Consider the following 20,344-nt stretch of genomic DNA (forward strand, 5'->3'; position numbering starts at 1 on the left):
ATGAATGTTTATTTGAGCTTCACTTCTAAAATTCACTCTCGAACATGAAACATAGTTTGAATTCTGGTTTCATTTTCTTGATTGTTAGGGTGAGTCTCCAACAACTAGAGCATCTATAAAGAACTGAAGCAATAATTATTTTAGTATGAAGAATTTATTAGTTTTTATGTCCATTGGTTTATTTTTTGCCTGCGGCGGAAGTAAAAAGGTAGCACAAAAGCATACTAATACTGTTATTTCAGAAAATAATGCTCCTGTAAAAAGTGATTCCACTGAAATAACACTATCTATAAAAGAAAAAGCTCCAGAAACTCCTATTGAAGAAACAAAACCCATAGAAAATAAAGAAAAAATACCAAATCAAACTACCCAAATGGTTAAAGCAGCCAAAGTTGTTTCTGAACCAATGTCGCATCAGTCGTGGAATTCATTACTAGGTAAACATGTATCAAAAGATGGCAATGTAAGCTACAAAGGTTTTCAGCAGGATCGGGTTATGTTCGAATCGTACCTCGCTGAACTAAGTGAAAATGTTCCCAAGAATGATTGGAGTAAAGAAGATAAGTTAGCCTATTGGATCAATGTATATAATGCATATACTATAAAATTAATTATAGATAATTATCCCTTAAAAAGTATTAAGGATATAAAAGACCCGTGGGATTTACGCTTCTTCAAACTAGGAAAAAAGTGGTTTACCTTAAACGATATTGAACACAGAATTTTAAGGAAAATGGAGGATCCAAGAATTCATTTTGGTATTAATTGCGCCTCTTTTTCTTGTCCGCCGCTGTTAAACAAAGCTTTTACTTCACAAAATGTAAATCAAGAACTCGATAAACTAGCCATCTCATTTATAAACGATACAAAACGCAACACGATTTATGCAGAAAAAGTCGAACTATCCAAAATATTTTCCTGGTTTGGTAAAGACTTTAAAAAAGAAGGCTCCCTGATTGACTTTTTAAACAAATATTCTACTATAATCATTAACAGTAATGCAAAAAAGAGCTTCAAAACATATGATTGGAGCCTGAATGAATAGATATTTAAAAAAGAGTTTCGCCAGGATGTAGTGCATTAATCATCATTTTCGCTCTCATTTTAAGTGTTACGTATAAATAAAAGATTGTAACTTTAAAATATAATTTCAAGATGCCAGAAAATTGAAAATATCAATCATCATCCCTATTCTAAACGAAGCAGCTACGATAAGTACGTTACTTTATCACTTAATTGATAATTCGTTTGTTAAGGATAACATAAAAGAAATCATATTCGTAGATGGAGGTAGTACTGATGGGTCGCAAGGGATCATTCTACAGTTATCAAAACAAGAAAATATAATTCGATTAGTCGCTTCAAAGAAAGGACGGGCCATACAAATGAATACAGGTGCAAAAGCTGCGAAAGGAGAAATTTTATATTTCTTACATGCTGATTCATTACCTCCTCTACACTTTGATATGGATATCATTGAAGAGGTTAAAAAGGGAAACAATGCGGGTTGTTTTAGAATGAAGTTCGATTCTAACCACTGGTGGTTACGATTTCTGGGGTGGTTAACGCAATTTGAAAGTAAGCGATGCCGCGGCGGGGATCAAAGTCAATTTATCACAAAGTCCTTATTTAATGAAATAGGTGGATATGATGAATCCTTTATTGTTTATGAAGATAATGAACTTGTAGATCGATTATTCGCATTAAAACAATTTGTAATTATACCTAAATATATAATTACATCGGCAAGAAAATACAGGGAGATAGGCGTTTGGCGACTACAATATCATTTTCTGAATATTCATATGAGAAGATGGATGGGCGCCTCATCTGAAGATTTGTACCGTTACTATAAAGAGAAGGTAGTTAATTAACCGTAACAAGATCTTTGATAATTTCTGAAATTCTATTTTTAAATTCTATAATTTCAGTACTTTGATCATTAGTATTATTTGTATCTACAGTATATCTTTTCTTTTTTCCATCAGTTGTATTAATTTCAAAATAATAACCTCCCTGATCTGCACAATCTGGACATCCGTATGTTTTATTTGAGCCATTTATCAATTCTTCTGGTATCATATCCAAAATAGATTTATACGTATTGTACAACTAATTAGAAAATGTAAAAGAGCCTCTAAAGTTATAATCACCAGAGAAAAAATCAACTACACGATCTTCTTCTAGTTTTGAGGCATCTATTCTGAAAACATCAAAACAGTTCCCAAAGCATTCGCCGGCAAAAGAACCAAAAACCAAAGATTCTATCCCATTATCAGGACCCCGATCATCGTCGTTACTGCATGAAAGCAACAAAAAAAATACTAAAAATAAAGACAATACGTATCGATTTCATGATCTGTTGATTTAATAATGATTTCTACAGATCAGATGTATAAACAATCAAAAAGTTGCGTATCATTGTTTCTTTAATCTTCTTTTTTATCTTTAAAGAGATGGAGACATTAGAAATACTATTAATTATATTATTGTGCATTGGGGCCATTCAAGGAATTATTTTTGGTATCATTTTATGGCAAAGAAAAGTTCCTAATTACATAGCAAACCGATTTCTTTCTACTATCCTTTTCTTTTTTTCGTATCGACTCATCGTAGAGACTTTAAAAATATTTGGACTAGGACGATATGATGCTTGGTATCATATTTTGCTAGAATACAACTGGATATATGGAACCCTGATTTTCTTTTTTGTAAAAAGTTATGTAACTCCGAATTTCCGAATCAAAAGAAGTGATTACAGTCACTTTTTACCAGTTTTTATGGAGTTTGTATGGAGTAACTTCATCAAAACACAAAACTTTTATTGGGATGGCACACGGGAAAGTTTAAGCTGGCTAGGATATTGGGGATATGTGGTTTGGATGCGTTACCCTACCATGTATATCATTTCTGGATTATTGATTGTATTTTATACCTCTAAAGCTCAAAAAGTACTCAATGACAAATCACAAATTGAAGGGTTTCAATTGCTTCCTGAAAAAATTAAATGGATCAGAAGAGTGGTTTGGGTGTTAAAGATTTTTTCTTTCTTATATGTTGGTGTAGTACTAATCGATTTTTTCTTCTTTGGCTACACACATAATTTCTATGGTCATCCGGTCTTTATTAGTATGGCAATTATTACCTATTGGCTTGGATTAGAAGGTTTTTCCCGTAGAAAAGAAAGTGCCTTTAAACTCGTTGCAATTGTGTCTAATAAAGAAAAAGAACAATTAAGTAATATAGCAAGTAAATTAGAAGCAAAAATGAAGGAGGAGATGCTATATAAAAACCCTGAGCTTACTTTATCTGTACTCTCTAAGCAACTCGATGAGAAACCTTATCTGGTCACCAAATGCTTAAATACTATTTTCAATAAGAAGTTTAATGATTATATCAATGAATTTAGAATTGAAGAAGTAAAACAATTGATCAAAGACCCTAAAAATAACAATCTAACTTTACTGGCGATTGCACATGAAGCTGGATTTAACTCTAAAGCATCTTTTAACCGAGCCGTAAAGAAAATTACAGGAAATGCACCTAGTGATCTAAAAAACAGTATATAATACCGTGTCAATTATACAATTGAAGCCTATAATATCATTAAAAATTGTCTCAATTATTTAATCGAGACGATCAGCAATAACTTTATGCTCATATTTGACTGTTTAAGAATTTTTAAAATCTAAAAAATGAAGCCTTTTATACCAAAAACAGTAATACTTTGCATTACTATACTTTTTTTTCAAACAGCATCTGCCCAGGTTACCGATATTGAGTTACAAGAATTAAAAGGAGAATGGAAACTAGATATGAGTCCCCAGGATACAACCGATAAAAACTTCGCAGTGATGCGAATAAATGAAATCGATAGGAGCTCGGTTAAGGGAACCTTTTATAGAGAAGGGGTTAAGATAAAAGAAGGTAGGGTAAATATCCAACTAGGTATTATCTACGTTGCACTTGTATCAGGTGATAATAGTGGAATTTATAATACTGCTTTTTATTATAAAGACGATAAATTATATGGCACTACTCATGCTGTAGACAGAGGCTTTTTATCTGTTTGGATCGCACAAAAACAACCTAAAAACTAACTTCTGATGAACATATTTAAAAGCATCATATTTTTCTTTACTGTCTTGAGTTCTTGTCTGAGTTGTCAAACTCCTCTTCCTTCATACATTCCTAAATTTGAGCTTTCAAAAAAACCTGTTTTAGAGATTAAGGAAGGACAAGATTTTGACTTTGGTTATCTTCAAGTTCCAGAGGATCGCTCTAAACCTAATGGTAAGATTATTGAATTGCCTGTTTATATTTTTAAAAGCAGAAGTAAAAATCCAAAAAAAGACCCTATCATTTATACAGTGGGAGGTCCCGGAAATTCATCAATGTATTCTGCTCCTTATATGAACTATTACAAATACCTTGATGACCGTGATTTCATATTATTTGAACAAAGAGGAACCAAATTTGCAAAACCTCATCTTGCTTGTCCCGAATGGGGATCTGCAATAGATAAAACTAAAGGTCCAACCCTAAATCAAAAACAAAAAGATAGTATTTACATTAACGCTGCCAGAAATTGTAGGGAAAGACTATTAAAAGAAGGTAATAATCTGAACATGTATACAACAGTCAATATAGCTGCAGATATTGAAGATCTGCGAAAGGTTTTACACATAGAAAAGTACAATCTTCTCACAATATCCTATAGTACCAAAATTGCACAGGTTTTATTAAGAGATTATCCTGACGCTATTCGAAGTGTAGTCATGGATTCTCCCCTTCCAATAGAAGTCAACTATGACGAGGAAAGCATCAAAAATTTATTGGATTCATATAACAAGTTATTCGCCGATTGTGCTTCAGAGCCTTCATGCAATCAAGCATATCCTGATTTAAGGAATCGTTTCTTTGATTTTTTACTAGAAAAAACTCGAGAACCTTTAGAAATTCAAATCCTACATCCACAGCAAAAAAAAGAGATAACATTCCGACTTAAGGGTAAGTATTTCATCTCCCTATTCGATCTATTAAGCACTTCAGATATCCCAAATGCGCCTCTAATGATCGATCAAATCATTAGAGGAGATTATAGTATCATCAAAAAATCGCTACTTTCATCACTAGAAAACAACAATAATGGCTCAGGTATAGGTATGCGTTTGTCTGTATGGTGTGCTGAAGAACTTCCTTTTGCTGCTCAAATCATTATTCAATCTGAGAGTAAAAAATATCCATCAATAGAAGGAGCTTCGTCGGCTGTTTTTGATCTGCAGGTTTGTAAAACATGGAATGTAGACGCTGTAGATGAACTAGAAAATAAACCTGTTAAAAGCGATATTCCTGTATTACTGATTAATGGTGAGTACGATCCGATAACTCCTGTAAGATGGTCCAAACAAATGGCCTCGAATCTTAAAAATAGTTTTCATTTTGTTTTTAAAGGTTGGTTACATTCTCCTACCACCAATTGGAGCAACCCCTGTGCCATGAACGTAGCGAATGAATTCTTTAACAATCCGTTTCAACAACCGGTTCTTGATTGTTTTAATAAAATAAAAAAACCAAAATTTACTATTAGGGAGTAATATGATCTAAGGAGAATTTTGACCGAAAATCACTACTTTTAGTAAAAAGTAGCATATAGAATACCTTTTTCTCTACATTTTTGTTCATTATGAAAGTTGTACCACAGGTTTTTTATAAACACCCAAAGATTGAAAAAGTACTTGTTGATGGTCTCTCTTGCATCATTTTAAAAAGTGTAAAACAAGCCGACCTACAAAATGAACGCTATCTGGCGGCCCATGCGTTAACCTTGGTTTTAAACGGTGCACTGCAAGTTGAAGATCCAGAGGGTGATGTCACTATTGTTCCTAAAAACCAAATGATTCTTTTACCAAAAGGATTGTATATGATCTCTGATATTATTCCTAAAAATCAATCTTTTGATGCCATCGTTTTTTTCTTTGATGAAGAGATTACAGATGAGTTTCTTATAAATTTTGAAACAGCAACATCTGAAAACCGCTCCGGGTCATTACTAATAACGTATGACGAAAACTTACGATTGTTTGTAGGTGCTTTATTAATGCTGTATAAAGGAAAATATCAGCATCAGTTTACCAAACCCAAACTCTTAGAATTTCTTCACCTCATTAGTCTTACAACATCTGGAGAAGAGTTCGTACAACGACTTCAATCTATAAAAAACAGAGAACGTAAAAATATCAAAACCTTTATGTTACAAAACTTCGATAAACCACTGGATATCGAAGATTATGCCTATCTTACCGGAAGAAGTATTTCAACCTTCAGAAGAGATTTTAAGTCTAAATTCAATATCTCTCCCAAAAAATGGTTAATTGAAAAACGTTTAGAAAAAGCAGCCTTACTTTTAAAAGAAAAAAGCGATTCAATCACCAGTATAGCACTACAAGTAGGGTATGAAAACACTTCTCATTTTATTAAGGCTTTCCAAAAACAATTCAAAACCTCTCCAAAACAGTTTCAAATTACGTACAGAAAAGAAATCCTGTTATAACGCCAATAAAACTTAACATTAAGATCATCTCCTTTCCCCAGAATATGCTTATTTTAAGGTGAATTTGATATAAGAAAGTCTCGTCAGTTTGAGTGTCCGCCTTGGGCGGATGTATCGAAAACAAGAGACTTTCTTATATCGAACTCACGTTATTTTAATACAAGTTTCTATATGTAAACACATGATCACTATGTCCCATAATACTATTCAACTCATTTGTATTGGTATCGTTATTCTTGCATGGACTTACATCGTACCTATGCTATACAAGAGGTTTGGCATAAACTATGATGGTAATAATTATAGTCGCGAACAGAAGAAGCAAAATTTCAAAAGTCATCTTGAAGGCATTGCAATCTTTATCTACATAACAATTATCTTAATGCTCACCGAATATGTAATGAGATATTACGATCTTTTATAGAAAGTATGCTATGACTCCTATTAAGTTTACAGCTTTACGCACGGTTTTTCATCATTTTAAATTTTTGAAAATTCTACAGACATAAGGTGGTTTCGAAAGTTTGAAATAGTATCATCCTTGCTTTATTTCAGAATCTTATACACCTTAAAAACAACTATTTGTGAAATCTTGAACTTGATTCAGGATGACCAATCGATGTTTTTAAAACCTTATCATATTCCTGACCGAAAAACACTACTTTTTGATTTTATGAAGATTTCTTCGATTCAATTTATAGGACATTTGTATGCAACTTAATGAATTAAAATACTCAAACACATGAAAAAAATAGGATGTATAGGTCTTGGGATTATGGGTAGTCGTATGGCGGCCAATCTACAAAAAGAAGGATACTCACTTGTTGTACATAATCGTACCAAAGACAAAGCGACAGCATTACTAAACCAGGGTGCAGCATGGGCAACAACACCCCAAGAAGTAGGACAAGGAACAGATGTGATCATCACCATGCTTTCTACTCCCGAGGTAGTTAGAGAAACCGCTATAGCAGAGAACGGATTTCTATACGGAATGAAAAAGGGAGCCCTTTGGATCAATTGCAGTACCGTAAATCCTTCTTTTACTCAAGAGATGGAAGTACTTGCAAAAAAACATGAAGTACGGTATATCGATGCGCCCGTTGCTGGTACCAAAGGTCCTGCCGAAAGTGGCGAGCTACTATTTCTTGTTGGCGGAAACACTCAAGATATCGAAGAAGCTACTCCCCTTTTTGAGATCATGGGCAAAAATACCTTATCTCTGGGCGAGGTAGGAAAAGGTACCGCAATGAAAATGCTCATCAACCAGCTTTTGGGACAATCGATGGTAGCTTTTGCAGAGGCTTTGGTCCTGGGTGAGGCCATGGGACTCAAAAAAGAAACACTTTTTAATGTATTATTGAACACTCCGGTAGTGGCGCCGGTGATGTCTGCCGTACGGCCTAAACTGGAAAGTGGCAATTACGACCCTAATTTTCCGCTGCAATGGATTTATAAAGACTTACATCTGTCGAGTATCTCTGCGTACGAGAACAATGTAGCCACACCAAACTTAAATGCTACCAAAGAAATTTTTGCCCAAGCCAAACAACATGGATTTGGCGAGCAGGATTTTACTGCTGTTTATGAATTTTTAAAATTTAAAAAATAAAAACTATGAAATTACTACGAATAGATGCCAGTTCGAGAATTGAGCATTCTGAAAGCCGAAAAATTGCTGATCAATTTCAGCAACAATGGCAAAAATCCAATCCCGATGGATCTGTAATCATTCGGGATATTATCAAGCAACCGATTCCTCATATTCAGCAAAAAACAATTGAGGGTTTTTATACCCCTTCAGAAAATTTTACTCCAGAACTTCAAGACGCTACAAAGCTGTCTGACCAACTCATTGCAGAGCTTACTGGCTGTGATATTGTATTGATCAGTACTCCTATGTATAATTTTGGGGTACCCTCTGCCTTAAAAGCATGGGTTGATCATATCGTGAGAATAAATAAAACATTTGGCGTAAGTAAAGAAGGTGCTTTCTACGGAATGGTAAAGAATGTTAACGCCTACATTATTACCGCTGCAGGTGCTGTTTACGCTTCAGAAGAAATGAAAGCTTTAAACTTTTTACAGCCTTACCTACAAACTGTTTTAGGACTTATAGGAATTACCGATGTCACTTTTATCTCTCTTGAAGGTACCACAATGGATGCCGCGACTTTTGACGAGATGAAGGCTGATGCTTTGGAAAAAATTATTAAAATATAAAATATTAGTAGAAGTAAACAAAATCTATAAAAAAGCACCAAAAGAATGGTCTTTTGGTGCATATTATCATTTAGGTTCTTTTATATTCTATAAACATTAATTAAATCCACCACTTCCATTCGGAATAGGTTGTATAAAAGTTTTTAAAAATGTTCTAGAGCATTCTTGATATCTAGCAGTTACTCTTGCCCGGATGATTTTATTGCTAGATGACGCCGAAACGGCCCTGGGATTATCGGTTGATGCTTCATAAGACTGAGTTAATCCATTTTGGCGTGTAATTAACCATTCGTAAGTAGTACCATTTGGAAAATTTCCGTTAGTAAATAAGTATACGATGTTAGCACCGCTTTGCGTACCATCTATGTACTCATCTAATATTGCAGTATTGTAATTACAGCTCGTTCTTTCATTAAGAGATTTACTGTCGCCCTGTAATTCTATTTGCTGAGTGTTGGTTAAATCTTCTTGAAACTCTGTCGAGTCATTCTCGCAAGAAAGAAAAAACATTACTGCACAAATAAATACTGAAAAAAATTTGATAGTTTTCATTTTCGTGTAATTTTTAGTTAATACTATTTAAATTGGATACTACTAAAGGTATTTAATTAAACTTTTGTTGTCTGTTAAAAGCTCTATAACAAAAGGTTAAATTATGTGACATTGTAAACACACTAAAAGGACCATCCTGATTATCAAATAAGTACCTTTTCTCTAACATATTCAATTCATTTGTCTATCGTATAAAATTGTAGTTCAACGAATCTGCTTAGTACATTAATGCTCCACTTAATTTTTATTATATAATAAGTGCATTTAGATTAAATAAAGTATATGATTACTATTCTACAGCACATTTCACTGTATTTAGCTTTAAACATTAGAGCACAATTGGTAATTTCAAGAATTTTACGAGCTTCAATTAGTTGCGGTAGCGTTTCATTAACCCTAATAAGATCAATTAATATTGTATTTTACGTCATGATTAGAGTCAGTAAACCATCCCTGAAAACATCTGAATTTTCAGATGCTAATTGCATAGCTGACTTTTTTAGCCGAGTACTGTTTATAACTTTGCTAGTAAAAATTTTATACTGTTACTCTTGTGATTATTAGTTTGGAGTCTAGCAATGAGGAGCTGAAATAAAAAAGCGAACCTAAGTTCGCTTTGCTAATCTTTATCTATTCACACAGCAACAGTTTCCACCACCACCACCAGGAGCACAAAAACAATAAACACAAGGTCCATCATTTCCTCCTTTAATAGATTTTAATTCTTTACTGTTTAGAGGTCTTCCAAGATTCGAAATGTCTTTTAACATAATACTTAAGATTTAAGAGTTAGTAATTTATAAATTTAAGAATTATAATTTAAAATATGACCAACTTATCTACAGCATTACTTTTGAATAATAAAGGATATTGAATATTTGTATTTAATACCGGAATTGTAAGGCAAATTCGTCTAAATTACAGCTATTAATAAAGGATAATATAACAAATATTGAGGAAGCAATACTTTACTATATCTATGTTTGGTATGCAATTTGATGATGTACACATTCTATGAAAGCAATTTTACTATTTCTATGTGTACTAGGTTATATAGCCGTTAATGCTCAGAAATCTGACTTTCTTGATGGATACGTTGTTACCTTTTCTAATGATACCTTGATTGGAAAAGTCAACGATCGAAAATCGGGGCGGAGAGATGAATTGATCAACAAAATACATGTTAAGCTTGATAACGGTCGAGTGAAGAAAATTAAGAAAAGAAATATTGCTGTATATAAAAGAGGAAACGAGATTTTTATAAGAAAAAGAATCCAAGAACAACTCCCAATATTCAAAATAAAAAACGATGTAGATTATTTTTTAGTGCAATTAGTTTCAGGTCCTGTAGCGCTTTACAAATACTATTTTAACGACTTTGATAATCATACGATTGACTATGTTTTTCTTATTAAATCTAAGAACTCTTACACCTACAAAAGACTCCCCTTGTTAGGCTTTAAGAAAATCTTGAAACCATATTTTAATGAATCTCCTGGCATGATAGAAAAGATAAATGAAAAAAGATTTCGATACGCCGATATTCCCGAATTGGTGCAAGCACTTCAAAGATAATCTCATTTGTGGTATCAAAATCTACAGTCAAAAATATGACAATCAATATCTTGCTGACCATGCGCTACATAAATTTTTTACATCATTTAGTTTAAAATAGGGATATTCTCACATTTTTCATCTTTTCGAACTCAATTTTTATGGTTACTTTGGTTTCAAAATTATAATATCATGAAAAAAATCACTCTATTGTTAAGCATTTTATGGTGGGCAGGAGCCTGTACATCAAATAGTAAAAGTAACAACGCTTCAGATTCTAATGTAGAGGCAACGACTACCCAGCAAGTTGACCCGTCAGAAGCATCACAACATATAATTGTAACGGTTTCTGACCGAGCACCAGAACGTATTGAAGAAACCGAAGATTTTTCTCCTACAGAACTAAGAACCGCCCGACTGAAAGACGGTAAACTCATTACCACTTTTAAAGGATATTTGGGTTCTTTTGATGATGAAAAAGATTATGGGTTGAATTTAATGTGTATTCGCAAGACCGATTCGGGAGCATTGGCCAAAGGAACCTATAAACTTATAGCTACCACTGATGCTGCACAGCTAGCTTCTGAAACCAGTCCTTTCTTTGAATCTATTAACACCTTTAATGCTGAGACCTACAAGAATGCGAAAATGTCAGGCCTGCTTGACGATTTTACGGATGAGTTTTTTGCACCTTTGCGTGAAGAAAATGTGTTGGTTATCGAATCGACTGAAGATCTGGGAGAAACCGCTAATTCAACTGAAAATTTTCCTGAAAGACTACAACGAGTAAAAGGATATTTAGTCTTTTTTATTAATGAAATGACATCAGAAGAAGAATACAAACTACGAGTGGATTTTAATATCATCAACGAGATAAGAATTCTGAAGGAATAATTCGTCCTTCGTTTTTTAAATCAATACCATTTTTTATACTTCAAGTTCTATTAAATGAATAACAAACACATGCCTATAGTTTTAAAAGCTGCCGCCATTTATAATTTGATTTGGGGCGCCTGGGTGGTATTGTTTCCCAACCATTTTTTTGAATTAGTAGGTATGCAACCTCCTTTACATGTGATGATTTGGCAGGGTATGGGTATGGTGATTGGTGTTTATGGTTTAGGATACTGGTGGGCTGCTCAAGATCCCACTACCCATTGGCCAATTGTTATGGTTGGATTTTTGGGTAAAATCTTTGGTCCGTTAGGTTTCTTTGCCAACTATATCCAAGAAAAAGTACCTTTTGAGTTTTTCTACACACTTATTACGAATGACTTTATTTGGTGGATTCCTTTCTTTTTCATTCTCAAAAAAGCGTACCAGGAGAAAAAAATACAATGGATATAAAACGAATATTGCTTTACCTTTTATCTGCTTTTTATTTGGTTGCGGGTATTAATCACTTTGTACATCCAGAATTCTATCTCCCTCTTATTCCGAAGTATTTGGTGTATCCTGAGCTTATTAATTATATAAGCGGAGTAGCAGAAATAGTACTGAGTGTTGGGGTGCTTTTTACTACTACCCGAAAAACAGCTGCTTACCTTATCATGATACTATTAGTGGCTTTTATACCTTCTCATATTTATTTTATAATGACAGGTAGTTGTGTTGAAGATGGTTTATGTGTTGCGAAGTGGGTGGCTTGGTTCAGGCTTATTGTGATCCATCCTATTTTGATTTGGTGGGCATGGTGGGTAAGAAAATAATGGTTTAGAACTTCTTAGTTAGCCAATTACAGTAATAGTCGTCATGGCTATAAAAAGACCTGTAGGATGCATACCACCCTACAGGTCTTTTCTTAAAAATATATAACTAACACTATTAATTTGCTACTATTGTTTCATTTGGCACTTCGCCATCATCCTGGTTGTTATTGATGCGGGTATTGATGATCTGCTGGTATCTTTTGGATAGGGTGTTCAACTCATTGTTTACCGTGTTATAGGTATTGTTTTCGTCTAACTCGGTAAGTGCCCCGATGCGCTTGTATAACTTCTCATACACGGCCAGCGCTTGTGGTTTTATTGTCGTATAGGATTGCTTTTCGGCAGCACTTTCTATAGTGATACGCTCTTGATATTTGGTCCTAAAAGAAGTATTGGTTTCTTTAAGGATCGTAGCCCAATCGGTCATTGCTACCGTTTCTAAAGCCATTTTAAGTTTAGGCTCTGTTTCATAATCTTCGATGATATTGACCATTACTGTACTTTGCGCTTCATAATTAAGTCGGGCGATACCACTACCATAGGTATCGATATGGTCCAGCAGCAATTGTCCTGCCTCCTTTTTCTCGGTATCCTGATGGTAGCTGTTCATTAAAAATCCGTAGCGCATGCCGTTAATCGCATTATCCCGGGTGATGTCTAGTTTTTCCAGCTCTTGGGTAAAATCGCTCTTGCGGTCATAGATTAAAGCATCGTCGAGTTGTGCTACGGCTGCATCGAGATCGGCTACTTGTTTTTGGATCTGTAGTGCCACAGGATCATTTTGTACACAAATATCTTTGGTACTGCGTAGGTACTCGATTACTTCTTCTTTACTAAGCCTGGTTACGTTGTTTGTTGTTAACATATCTATGAGTTTTAAATTTTTGAGGGCAAATATATTGGCTTCACACATGCATCAAAAATGCGTATAGGGGGGATTATAACCCTTTTTTATAAACCACTGATTATTAGTTTTGTAAATAGCTCCCACACCCCTGCGAGAGCTCGTTGCAAAACTGTACATAGCTGTTGCAGGGCTGCAGGAGCTCGTTGCCATAGTATAAATATCACTTGCAAGGGTGCAGGAGTTCTTTACCCATATAAAAATACCTCTCGCACCCTAGCGAGAGGTCATTGCAAAACTATACAGAGCTGTTGCAGGGGTGTGGGTGGTGTTTTTATTGGATTTGGGGATGGGTAGGATTGTAATCTAGATAGCCATAATACTGGTCGATTGATAGGGGTTTGGATCTGTAAGGTTTTTGATGGGGCTCGTCATAGGCGAGTGCTAGCTGGTAATTAATGCCAACGTTGTTGTTTAAGAATAGTTGAGACGTTTGAGCAACGAATTTAACAAATACAAACCGGATAGAAAATCCTAACGGATTTTCAAAAGTAGGCGAGAAAAAGGAATTACTTATAGCCATTATTCTGGGTGGTGTTCTATTCTTCCTTTTTTTCTTCTTCGTCCTTTATTGTATATTTGTCAAGCAACAATTGTTTTTCCTTTTCATCTAACTTTTTAGATCTTTCCCTTACAGTTGCTGTTTCCGTTCTTAATTCTGTTGAAATATCTTGTTCATTCTCTACTTCAGGCTCAGGTGGTGTTAGAAGTTTAACTTCATTTCCTTTTACAACATGGTCAGTTATAACTTTCGCAACTTCATCAGCTTTTTTTGTTGCTCCTGTTTTTGAAGGTGGCAAGTCCGATTTTAAATTTGCCTCATGCTGCTCGAGAGCTTTTAATTTTATTGACTCTTTAATGTTGTCTAACATTAATTTTTCTCGTTCTATTTCCGTTGCGATTAGTTTTTTATTGCCCATATATGAAGCAATAATTTCTTTAGCGGTTTTAGATTTATACAATAAATAAGCTCCGTAAACTCTTAATCCTGTTTTGACAAGTTCGGTCAAATCGATTGCTATGTCAAAGTCTATGTTGAAAATAACATCTATAGAGCCGTTTTGAATTTCAACAAGAGAAATTTCTTTTGGTGATTCGGATTTTAGAAGAGTATGGTAGATTAATAAAGTTCTGTTCCACCTATTTAATACTTTTGAAAATTCTTTTAAACTTCCCGTAGATTCAAGGTCTTTGAAAATTAAAGACATTATCGCTTGCTCTTCATCTGTCTCGTATTCATCATCTTCTGAAACATACTTGTCAAATGTTGTTTTAAGATTATTTAATTCCGATTCATTTTTTTGAATTGAATTTTGAAGTTGGTTTAAGATAGAGTTGAATTTTTGAAAATATTGTTGCCCATCAATTTCTTTGTTAGAGTCTAATTCCTCCAATTCCTCCAAAGTATTCAAAGATGTAAATGGTTTATTTTCTCTTAAAACAATTGATAATTCACTATCAAGAGAATTATTTTCAAAGTAGACAAAATTCTTTTTGATGTTTTCAGAAAGTCCTTTCATAAAAACCAAGTTCTGATTTTGTGCTTGACTAATGGCTTGTTTGTTGTCAACCACATCTCTTTTAAATCCAGAATCAATTACCAATTCTTTGAAAATTTTTATTTTATTCAGCAAACTTTCTATATTCATTTTCTATTTCTTGATGATTGGTTACATTACCCTAACGGCTCCGTATATGAAAAGTAGCGCTGAAAATAAGCTGTTACTTTTCGGATGAAACACAAGCCGAATTTTTAAATTTTACTATTTATTTTTTATTGGAAATCGTCAAATTTAAAAATTTGGCGACTTTCCAAAAATGCACAAACCTTAGTGTTAGCAAAGACTTGCGCTATTTTTTATATACAATGTTGCCAGCAGTTTTTATCACATTATTAATTCGTCCATTTTCTTTTCGAAAAAACTATCTATTGCAGTTTCGTTGTTTTTATCTCTCATTTCCAACAGTTGGTAAATGTCATTGTCTTCCAATACTATTATATAATTTCCGTTATCATTTACTAAGTCTTTACATCTACTCAACAGTGTCTTTTTATCTTTGATTTTTCTGCAAACAAGGATTCCAAATCTACCACGTTTAGAATTCAATCGTCCATTGATTTGGTCAACTTCTGGATTCCCTAATTCACTACCGTAATTTTTGCATTCGACAATAATTTTGGGACTTTGAATTTTATGTACTGTATTAACATTATGGAAAAATCCATTTTTGTCGGAATTATTAAAAACAATGTCAATTCTTTTGCGACCCTCATTAATTGCTTGTTCACTTATTGGATTAGATGCTCTTTTTCCAAATATGTGGATAAGGTTATCAAATGAGATTTTATGAAATTGGTGTGCATCTTTTTGTCCTGTTTCAATTGAACTCATTATTGCTTTGCGTTCAGTTGCATTCAGTATTTTCCTATTTGTAACAAGTTGTGCTTTACCTTTTTTAATCGCTGTCCGTCTCAATTCATTCTTGTAGTTTTCAAGTATTTTCGGATGGTTTTTAGAAAACTCGTACAAGAAGTCTACGTTCATTGGATACTTTTCTTTTAAGTCCATAATTCTCACAACAACTTGTCCATTTTTTAACACAGACGAAAGTGCATCTCCTGCGTGCTGATGCTCTGCTCTTAAGAATTCAAGAACAAAATTTCGGTAGTATTTACTTTTACTTAATTCAGGGTCTTGCCGAACCGAACTAATAGGTAAAAGAATTTTTGCGTGGTCTCCGATTACTGGAAGTTGTGCAAAATAACTTGTGAATTGCAATGTGTTATAGTTAAAGGCATTATTAACCGCAACTCTTTTAGTTGGAATTTTATGTTTCTCACATTGCTTTTGAGTATATTCTACCAATTGTCTCTTCAAAATGTTAGCAGTTATATCTGATATTTTATCTCTGCTAATGCCGGGAATCATTAAAGCACAATCAGCAATATCTTTTATATCGCCAGACTGTGCTGCTTGACTTGACTCAAAAGCTGCTTGAATATCTTTCGCTTGTTGTGGTCCAATTCCACGACCGCTTGGAACTCCAGAAGAATATCCTAATGCAATTTCGTTTACTTCGTGAAGTGCGTTCAAGAGTTTAGTAACAGTTTTTTTGTCACCTGTTCTTAAACTGTCAACTAAATATTGAAAATATGTTGCTATTTGATTTTCACATTCTTTTGCCCATTTTGTTCCCATTGCCGAAATTCCAAAAGGGTCAAGAAAAAGTGGAATGTCTTGATAAGCATAAATATCTACAAAATCCAATTCAATATTTTTATCTATTCCAAAATGCTCACTAAATTTTTTCGGCTCGATAAAGTTTGGTTTCATAGATTTCTGTTAGTTTAAATTGCTGGCAACTATTGAATATATGTAAAAGTACATATATCCTACTCATACTATTTCTTTCCAAATCTACTACACCCATCCTTATTAAACCTGTGTAAAACCACAATAGCATAAGTATTAGTTACTATGCTATAACATTGGATCATGGTAGACGCCAACCAAATTACATAATTATGATATGCGAGATTTACGGGTTTCCACAGAGCGTAAGTTGTTGTACCTACTAATCGTTGTGGACATTGGTCGAGATACTGGTGGTGGCAAGGGAAATTTAAAATTGTTAAAGGCGTACTAAATCATTGTGGTATACTTATTTATTGTAAAATTACCCTTTTAAATTTTTGTCTTTACCATTTCAATATCCAAAGAAAGTAGAAGACTTAAAAAAATAAAACACTATGGATTTGAAATCCATAGTGTTTGGCCAAAGAATAAAATTCTATTTTCTATTATTGAAGAATTATACTGTATTTGTCATTCCTGCTTAGGCAGGAATCCATAACTACAGTAGTACGAATGGATCCCAGTATACACTGGGATGACAAAATTGTTACCAAGCTTTATAAAAACTAAAGTGACCGTAATCAAATCAAAGGGTTTTAGCCTTTAACTACCTAATGAACCTGCAATATCCATTAATTCTATAGTTTGTTAGCTACTGGTTTATTCAGTTTTGTAATCTCTAGTGTAGACTTATTACTTTTTTAATTTTCCATTTTCCGTTTTCATTATTCCATACGATAATAAATTTAACAGGGATAGATGCAGCATCTGGTTCTTGGTTGTTGTAATATTGATGAAACCCTATCTGCACTGCTCCGTAGTTATGGATAGGATATACCTCAACACTGGGTTGTATTAATGTTCTGGTTACTTTTCCGCAGATATTACGTTCGGTTGTATCGATAATATCTTGCTTCGAGGTCATGTATCCGCCTTTGTCGTGAAAAAATTATATGTCATCACTATGCCATTAGCCACAGTTTTTGTAGGGTAATCGGCCTCAAAAAATCAAATTTATCCGGGTTTATAATTTTTCCTGTTTTTTCCTTCCAACGATTATGAATCCAATCGATATTCCCAAATAACTATTGTCTACTGTTCCGATTATTTGACCATTTGGTATTTCAATATCTGCTTTGGTGATAAAGTTATATTCTAATCCAAATCTTGTATTCCCTAAATCAAGTCCTCCTCTTAACAGCAGTCCTAGTTGATTATTGACACTTCCTTCTAGTACATCTGTAGCGCCGTCTCGCCTGGACACATCTATGTTGTTAAAAAAATAATACCCTAGGCCCAACCCTATGTAAGGTCGATAATAATTTTCATTCAAATAATAATCAAATGTAGAGACAAAAGAAAACATCCCATTGTCATCTAAATCATCGATAAAAAACGGAGTGCTATCATCAATTTCAAATTTTTGAGAATTTATCGCAATTCCGAATCTTAAACCGATGACCGTATTTTCTGAAGCTTTGACTTTAGGCTCAATATTAAGCATTACTCCTAAATTTTCTGAGCCTGTCTCTAAGAGCACCCCAGGTTCTAATCTTAGTTGTACTTGAGCATTTAAATTAGATAAACAAAGTGCTACTATTATCAGGAATAAGCTTTCCTTTAAAGTAGTGTTCTTATTGTGGAAAAATTCAGGTCGAAAAACCTTCATAAAGATTTGTTGTTCAATTGCTAAAAGTAGAACGTTGGTTTTTCTTTATAATTGTTGTTCAATAGCTTGCCTGAGCAATGAATCGGCTATTTCTTGTATATACTGGTACCCAATAGGTTTTTATTGTTTATTTAAACCCGTATTATTGATCCATTCGAATTCTGGAACGCTTTTGTTCAGACATTGGTCTGGTCGTCAAACTAACGTAATACTTCAATAGTAGTATCAAAAACCAATTGATCATTGTAGTTATGTTCTCATCTCGATACATTTTTATCAACCGCTATCACTAATGATAAAAACACTCGATGAGACGGCACCTTATCATCTTGTTAAACACTACACCTTGAAATACATCAATGGAAGGAGTTTTACAGGAAGAAAAGTACCAAGCCAGGTAAGGTCGGAAAACTGATCTAAGAAAGCCAATCGAAATAAGGATGTTTATGAACCACCTACTTTCAAAAATCAAACATCAAAAATCAACTAATAATCAAAAATACTGCCCGATCCCAAACACAAAACCATTGGTGGCATCTTGGGTAACGCCGTAGCCATAATCAATTCTAAAAATGGCATTAAAGATCTTTTTATGCATAAAGCGTAGTCCCACACCGGGATAGAGCCTAAAGTTTTGGGAATTGCCAAAATCGCCAAAATCACCTCCGGGATTGCGCCAGCTTCCACCATCTACAAATACATTGCTTTGCAGTACAAACCAGTTTTTTTCGTATAGCGTATGGCGATATTCGGTATTGAGTACAATCACTCCGGTACCGCGATCGATAATATTTCCCACTCCGCGAATATTCAAATTATTATCAACCGCAAAAGGAGCAAAGGGAGATTCGTCGTTGCTTGCCAAACCAAGTCTTAGCCTCGACGCCCAATTGCCTTTTTTACCTATGCGTTTGTAATACAAAAAATCGTTCCACCAGATAAAAAAATCAGGTAATACGTCTTCGGTACTGATCACATATTGTGTATTTAGGATACTTCGAAACCCAGAGACATATTGATAGTCATAATCAAGGTTATTGTATTCATAAATAAACTTATACAGTAGCTTATTCACATCAAAATCTTGAGGTACTTCGGGATCGGTTACCCCTTCTTTATATTCATAATCTTCATTAAAATAATTGATACCCAGTTCTATCCGGTTTTGTAAATTAAACTGATATAAACCCAGCATTTCATACGAAGTATTGTTGTATTTATAGTCTGCGGTTCCATTTTCCAGAAAAACAGGTTCTTCGGTAGTAATGTTACTATAATTCAAAGCTAATCCCAATCTTTTGCCGAATAAAAAAGGAGCTCTGATGTTGGCCATGTAAGAAGAATAGATATCATTTTGGTAGATGGCACCAAGAGTAATATTTCGCCCCAACAAATTAAACTCGTACAACCCTAATCTAAAAGCAAATTCGTCATCATTAGTGGTATATACATTGGCCGAAGGAATTAAGGTGAAGTTTTCTTCTACTCCGTATACCAATTCATAACCTTCTTCCTTTTCATGAACCTGGTAATAGGCATGGGCAATAGATGGTAATCTTTTAAGCCTGTTAATATCTTTCTCGATTTTTAATGAATCTAGTACACTGCCTTTCTCGATGTTTATAAGCTTGGTCAAAGCAGCAGTTTTGGTTTTTTTATTGCCTTGAATAACTATGTTTGTAATTATATTTTCTTGAGCCACAGCAATGCTGGTAACAAACAGGATAATAAAAGTAAGAGTTGATTTCACTGCTTCTATGTTTTTACTAAAGATAGTATAGTTCCTTCTCCTGGGGGAGAAGGTTAGGATGAGGGATCATGACA

At 34.0% G+C, this 20,344-nt stretch carries 21 protein-coding genes and 1 pseudogene; 12 read left to right on the plus strand and 10 right to left on the minus strand.

Annotated elements, in window-relative coordinates:
- Positions 1-145: 145 nt before the first annotated feature.
- Positions 146-1,045 (plus strand): DUF547 domain-containing protein, encoded by a 900-nt coding sequence (locus ACFSJT_RS08035; protein WP_378319735.1) that lies wholly within the window; start codon positions 146-148, stop codon positions 1,043-1,045.
- Between the two features lie 121 nt (positions 1,046-1,166).
- Positions 1,167-1,874: a TIGR04283 family arsenosugar biosynthesis glycosyltransferase gene (locus ACFSJT_RS08040; protein ID WP_378319736.1), complete on the plus strand. Its 708-nt coding sequence runs from the start codon at positions 1,167-1,169 to the stop codon at positions 1,872-1,874.
- On the opposite strand, the gene ACFSJT_RS08045 is transcribed toward ACFSJT_RS08040, so the two are convergent.
- Entirely contained in the window at positions 1,867-2,082 is a 216-nt protein-coding gene (locus ACFSJT_RS08045) for a hypothetical protein (protein ID WP_378319737.1), read from the minus strand. The genes ACFSJT_RS08040 and ACFSJT_RS08045 overlap by 8 nt on opposite strands.
- 30 nt (positions 2,083-2,112) lie before the next feature.
- Positions 2,113-2,340, minus strand: coding sequence for a hypothetical protein (locus tag ACFSJT_RS08050; RefSeq protein ID WP_378319739.1), 228 nt, complete (start codon positions 2,338-2,340; stop codon positions 2,113-2,115).
- Between the two features lie 116 nt (positions 2,341-2,456).
- On the opposite strand from ACFSJT_RS08050, the gene ACFSJT_RS08055 reads away from it, so the two are divergent.
- From ACFSJT_RS08055 to ACFSJT_RS08080, 6 genes are all read left to right on the plus strand, one after another.
- Positions 2,457-3,569, plus strand: a complete 1,113-nt coding sequence (locus ACFSJT_RS08055; protein ID WP_378319741.1) for a helix-turn-helix domain-containing protein — start codon at positions 2,457-2,459, stop codon at positions 3,567-3,569.
- A gap of 126 nt (positions 3,570-3,695) precedes the next feature.
- Positions 3,696-4,100 (plus strand): hypothetical protein, encoded by a 405-nt coding sequence (locus ACFSJT_RS08060; RefSeq protein WP_378319742.1) that lies wholly within the window; start codon positions 3,696-3,698, stop codon positions 4,098-4,100.
- A gap of 6 nt (positions 4,101-4,106) precedes the next feature.
- The gene (locus ACFSJT_RS08065; protein ID WP_378319743.1) at positions 4,107-5,597 is read left to right on the plus strand and encodes an alpha/beta fold hydrolase; all 1,491 of its coding nucleotides are present in this window, start codon (positions 4,107-4,109) and stop codon (positions 5,595-5,597) included.
- A gap of 89 nt (positions 5,598-5,686) precedes the next feature.
- Positions 5,687-6,553, plus strand: coding sequence for a helix-turn-helix domain-containing protein (locus tag ACFSJT_RS08070; RefSeq protein WP_378319744.1), 867 nt, complete (start codon positions 5,687-5,689; stop codon positions 6,551-6,553).
- A gap of 742 nt (positions 6,554-7,295) precedes the next feature.
- Complete coding sequence (locus tag ACFSJT_RS08075; protein ID WP_378319745.1) at positions 7,296-8,165, plus strand: NAD(P)-dependent oxidoreductase; 870 nt, start codon at positions 7,296-7,298, stop codon at positions 8,163-8,165.
- Positions 8,166-8,170: 5 nt separating this feature from the next.
- The gene (locus ACFSJT_RS08080; protein WP_378319746.1) at positions 8,171-8,776 is read left to right on the plus strand and encodes an FMN-dependent NADH-azoreductase; all 606 of its coding nucleotides are present in this window, start codon (positions 8,171-8,173) and stop codon (positions 8,774-8,776) included.
- 96 nt (positions 8,777-8,872) lie between these two features.
- Here the strand turns inward: ACFSJT_RS08080 and ACFSJT_RS08085 are convergent, their stop codons facing one another.
- Together ACFSJT_RS08085 and ACFSJT_RS08090 are read right to left on the minus strand one after the other, a co-directional pair.
- Positions 8,873-9,328, minus strand: coding sequence for a hypothetical protein (locus ACFSJT_RS08085; RefSeq protein ID WP_378319747.1), 456 nt, complete (start codon positions 9,326-9,328; stop codon positions 8,873-8,875).
- Positions 9,329-9,954: 626 nt separating this feature from the next.
- Complete coding sequence (locus ACFSJT_RS08090; protein ID WP_378319748.1) at positions 9,955-10,098, minus strand: hypothetical protein; 144 nt, start codon at positions 10,096-10,098, stop codon at positions 9,955-9,957.
- 244 nt (positions 10,099-10,342) lie between these two features.
- On the opposite strand from ACFSJT_RS08090, the gene ACFSJT_RS08095 reads away from it, so the two are divergent.
- The 4 genes from ACFSJT_RS08095 (at position 10,343) to ACFSJT_RS08110 (ending at position 12,591) form a co-directional block, all read left to right on the plus strand.
- The gene (locus ACFSJT_RS08095; RefSeq protein WP_378319749.1) at positions 10,343-10,903 is read left to right on the plus strand and encodes a hypothetical protein; all 561 of its coding nucleotides are present in this window, start codon (positions 10,343-10,345) and stop codon (positions 10,901-10,903) included.
- A 171-nt stretch (positions 10,904-11,074) separates the two neighbouring features.
- Positions 11,075-11,776 (plus strand): hypothetical protein, encoded by a 702-nt coding sequence (locus ACFSJT_RS08100; protein ID WP_378319750.1) that lies wholly within the window; start codon positions 11,075-11,077, stop codon positions 11,774-11,776.
- Positions 11,777-11,830: 54 nt separating this feature from the next.
- A complete protein-coding gene (locus ACFSJT_RS08105; protein ID WP_378319751.1) occupies positions 11,831-12,229 on the plus strand; it encodes an alkyl hydroperoxide reductase in 399 nt (132 codons plus the stop codon).
- Positions 12,220-12,591 carry a DoxX family protein gene (locus ACFSJT_RS08110; protein ID WP_378319752.1) on the plus strand — a complete coding sequence of 124 codons (372 nt, stop codon included), beginning with the start codon at positions 12,220-12,222 and terminating at the stop codon, positions 12,589-12,591. The genes ACFSJT_RS08105 and ACFSJT_RS08110 overlap by 10 nt, the downstream gene beginning before the upstream one ends.
- Before the next feature lie 115 nt (positions 12,592-12,706).
- Here ACFSJT_RS08110 and ACFSJT_RS08115 read toward each other — a convergent pair whose 3' ends face one another.
- The 6 genes and pseudogenes from ACFSJT_RS08115 to ACFSJT_RS08140 all read right to left on the minus strand — a co-directional run bounded on the left by ACFSJT_RS08115 (position 12,707) and on the right by ACFSJT_RS08140 (position 20,270).
- Positions 12,707-13,456 (minus strand): DUF6261 family protein, encoded by a 750-nt coding sequence (locus ACFSJT_RS08115; protein ID WP_378319753.1) that lies wholly within the window; start codon positions 13,454-13,456, stop codon positions 12,707-12,709.
- 578 nt (positions 13,457-14,034) lie between these two features.
- Complete coding sequence (locus ACFSJT_RS08120; RefSeq protein ID WP_378319754.1) at positions 14,035-15,144, minus strand: hypothetical protein; 1,110 nt, start codon at positions 15,142-15,144, stop codon at positions 14,035-14,037.
- A gap of 237 nt (positions 15,145-15,381) precedes the next feature.
- Complete coding sequence (locus ACFSJT_RS08125) at positions 15,382-16,830, minus strand: hypothetical protein (protein WP_378319755.1); 1,449 nt, start codon at positions 16,828-16,830, stop codon at positions 15,382-15,384.
- 700 nt (positions 16,831-17,530) lie between these two features.
- Positions 17,531-17,785, minus strand: a pseudogene (locus ACFSJT_RS08130) (nuclear transport factor 2 family protein); the annotation flags it as partial.
- Between the two features lie 90 nt (positions 17,786-17,875).
- Positions 17,876-18,520 (minus strand): hypothetical protein, encoded by a 645-nt coding sequence (locus tag ACFSJT_RS08135; protein WP_378319756.1) that lies wholly within the window; start codon positions 18,518-18,520, stop codon positions 17,876-17,878.
- Between the two features lie 493 nt (positions 18,521-19,013).
- Positions 19,014-20,270, minus strand: coding sequence for a POTRA domain-containing protein (locus ACFSJT_RS08140; protein WP_378319757.1), 1,257 nt, complete (start codon positions 20,268-20,270; stop codon positions 19,014-19,016).
- Positions 20,271-20,344 lie beyond the last annotated feature (74 nt).

The organism is Aquimarina celericrescens (assembly GCF_042682765.1).
GTDB lineage: Bacteria > Bacteroidota > Bacteroidia > Flavobacteriales > Flavobacteriaceae > Aquimarina > Aquimarina celericrescens.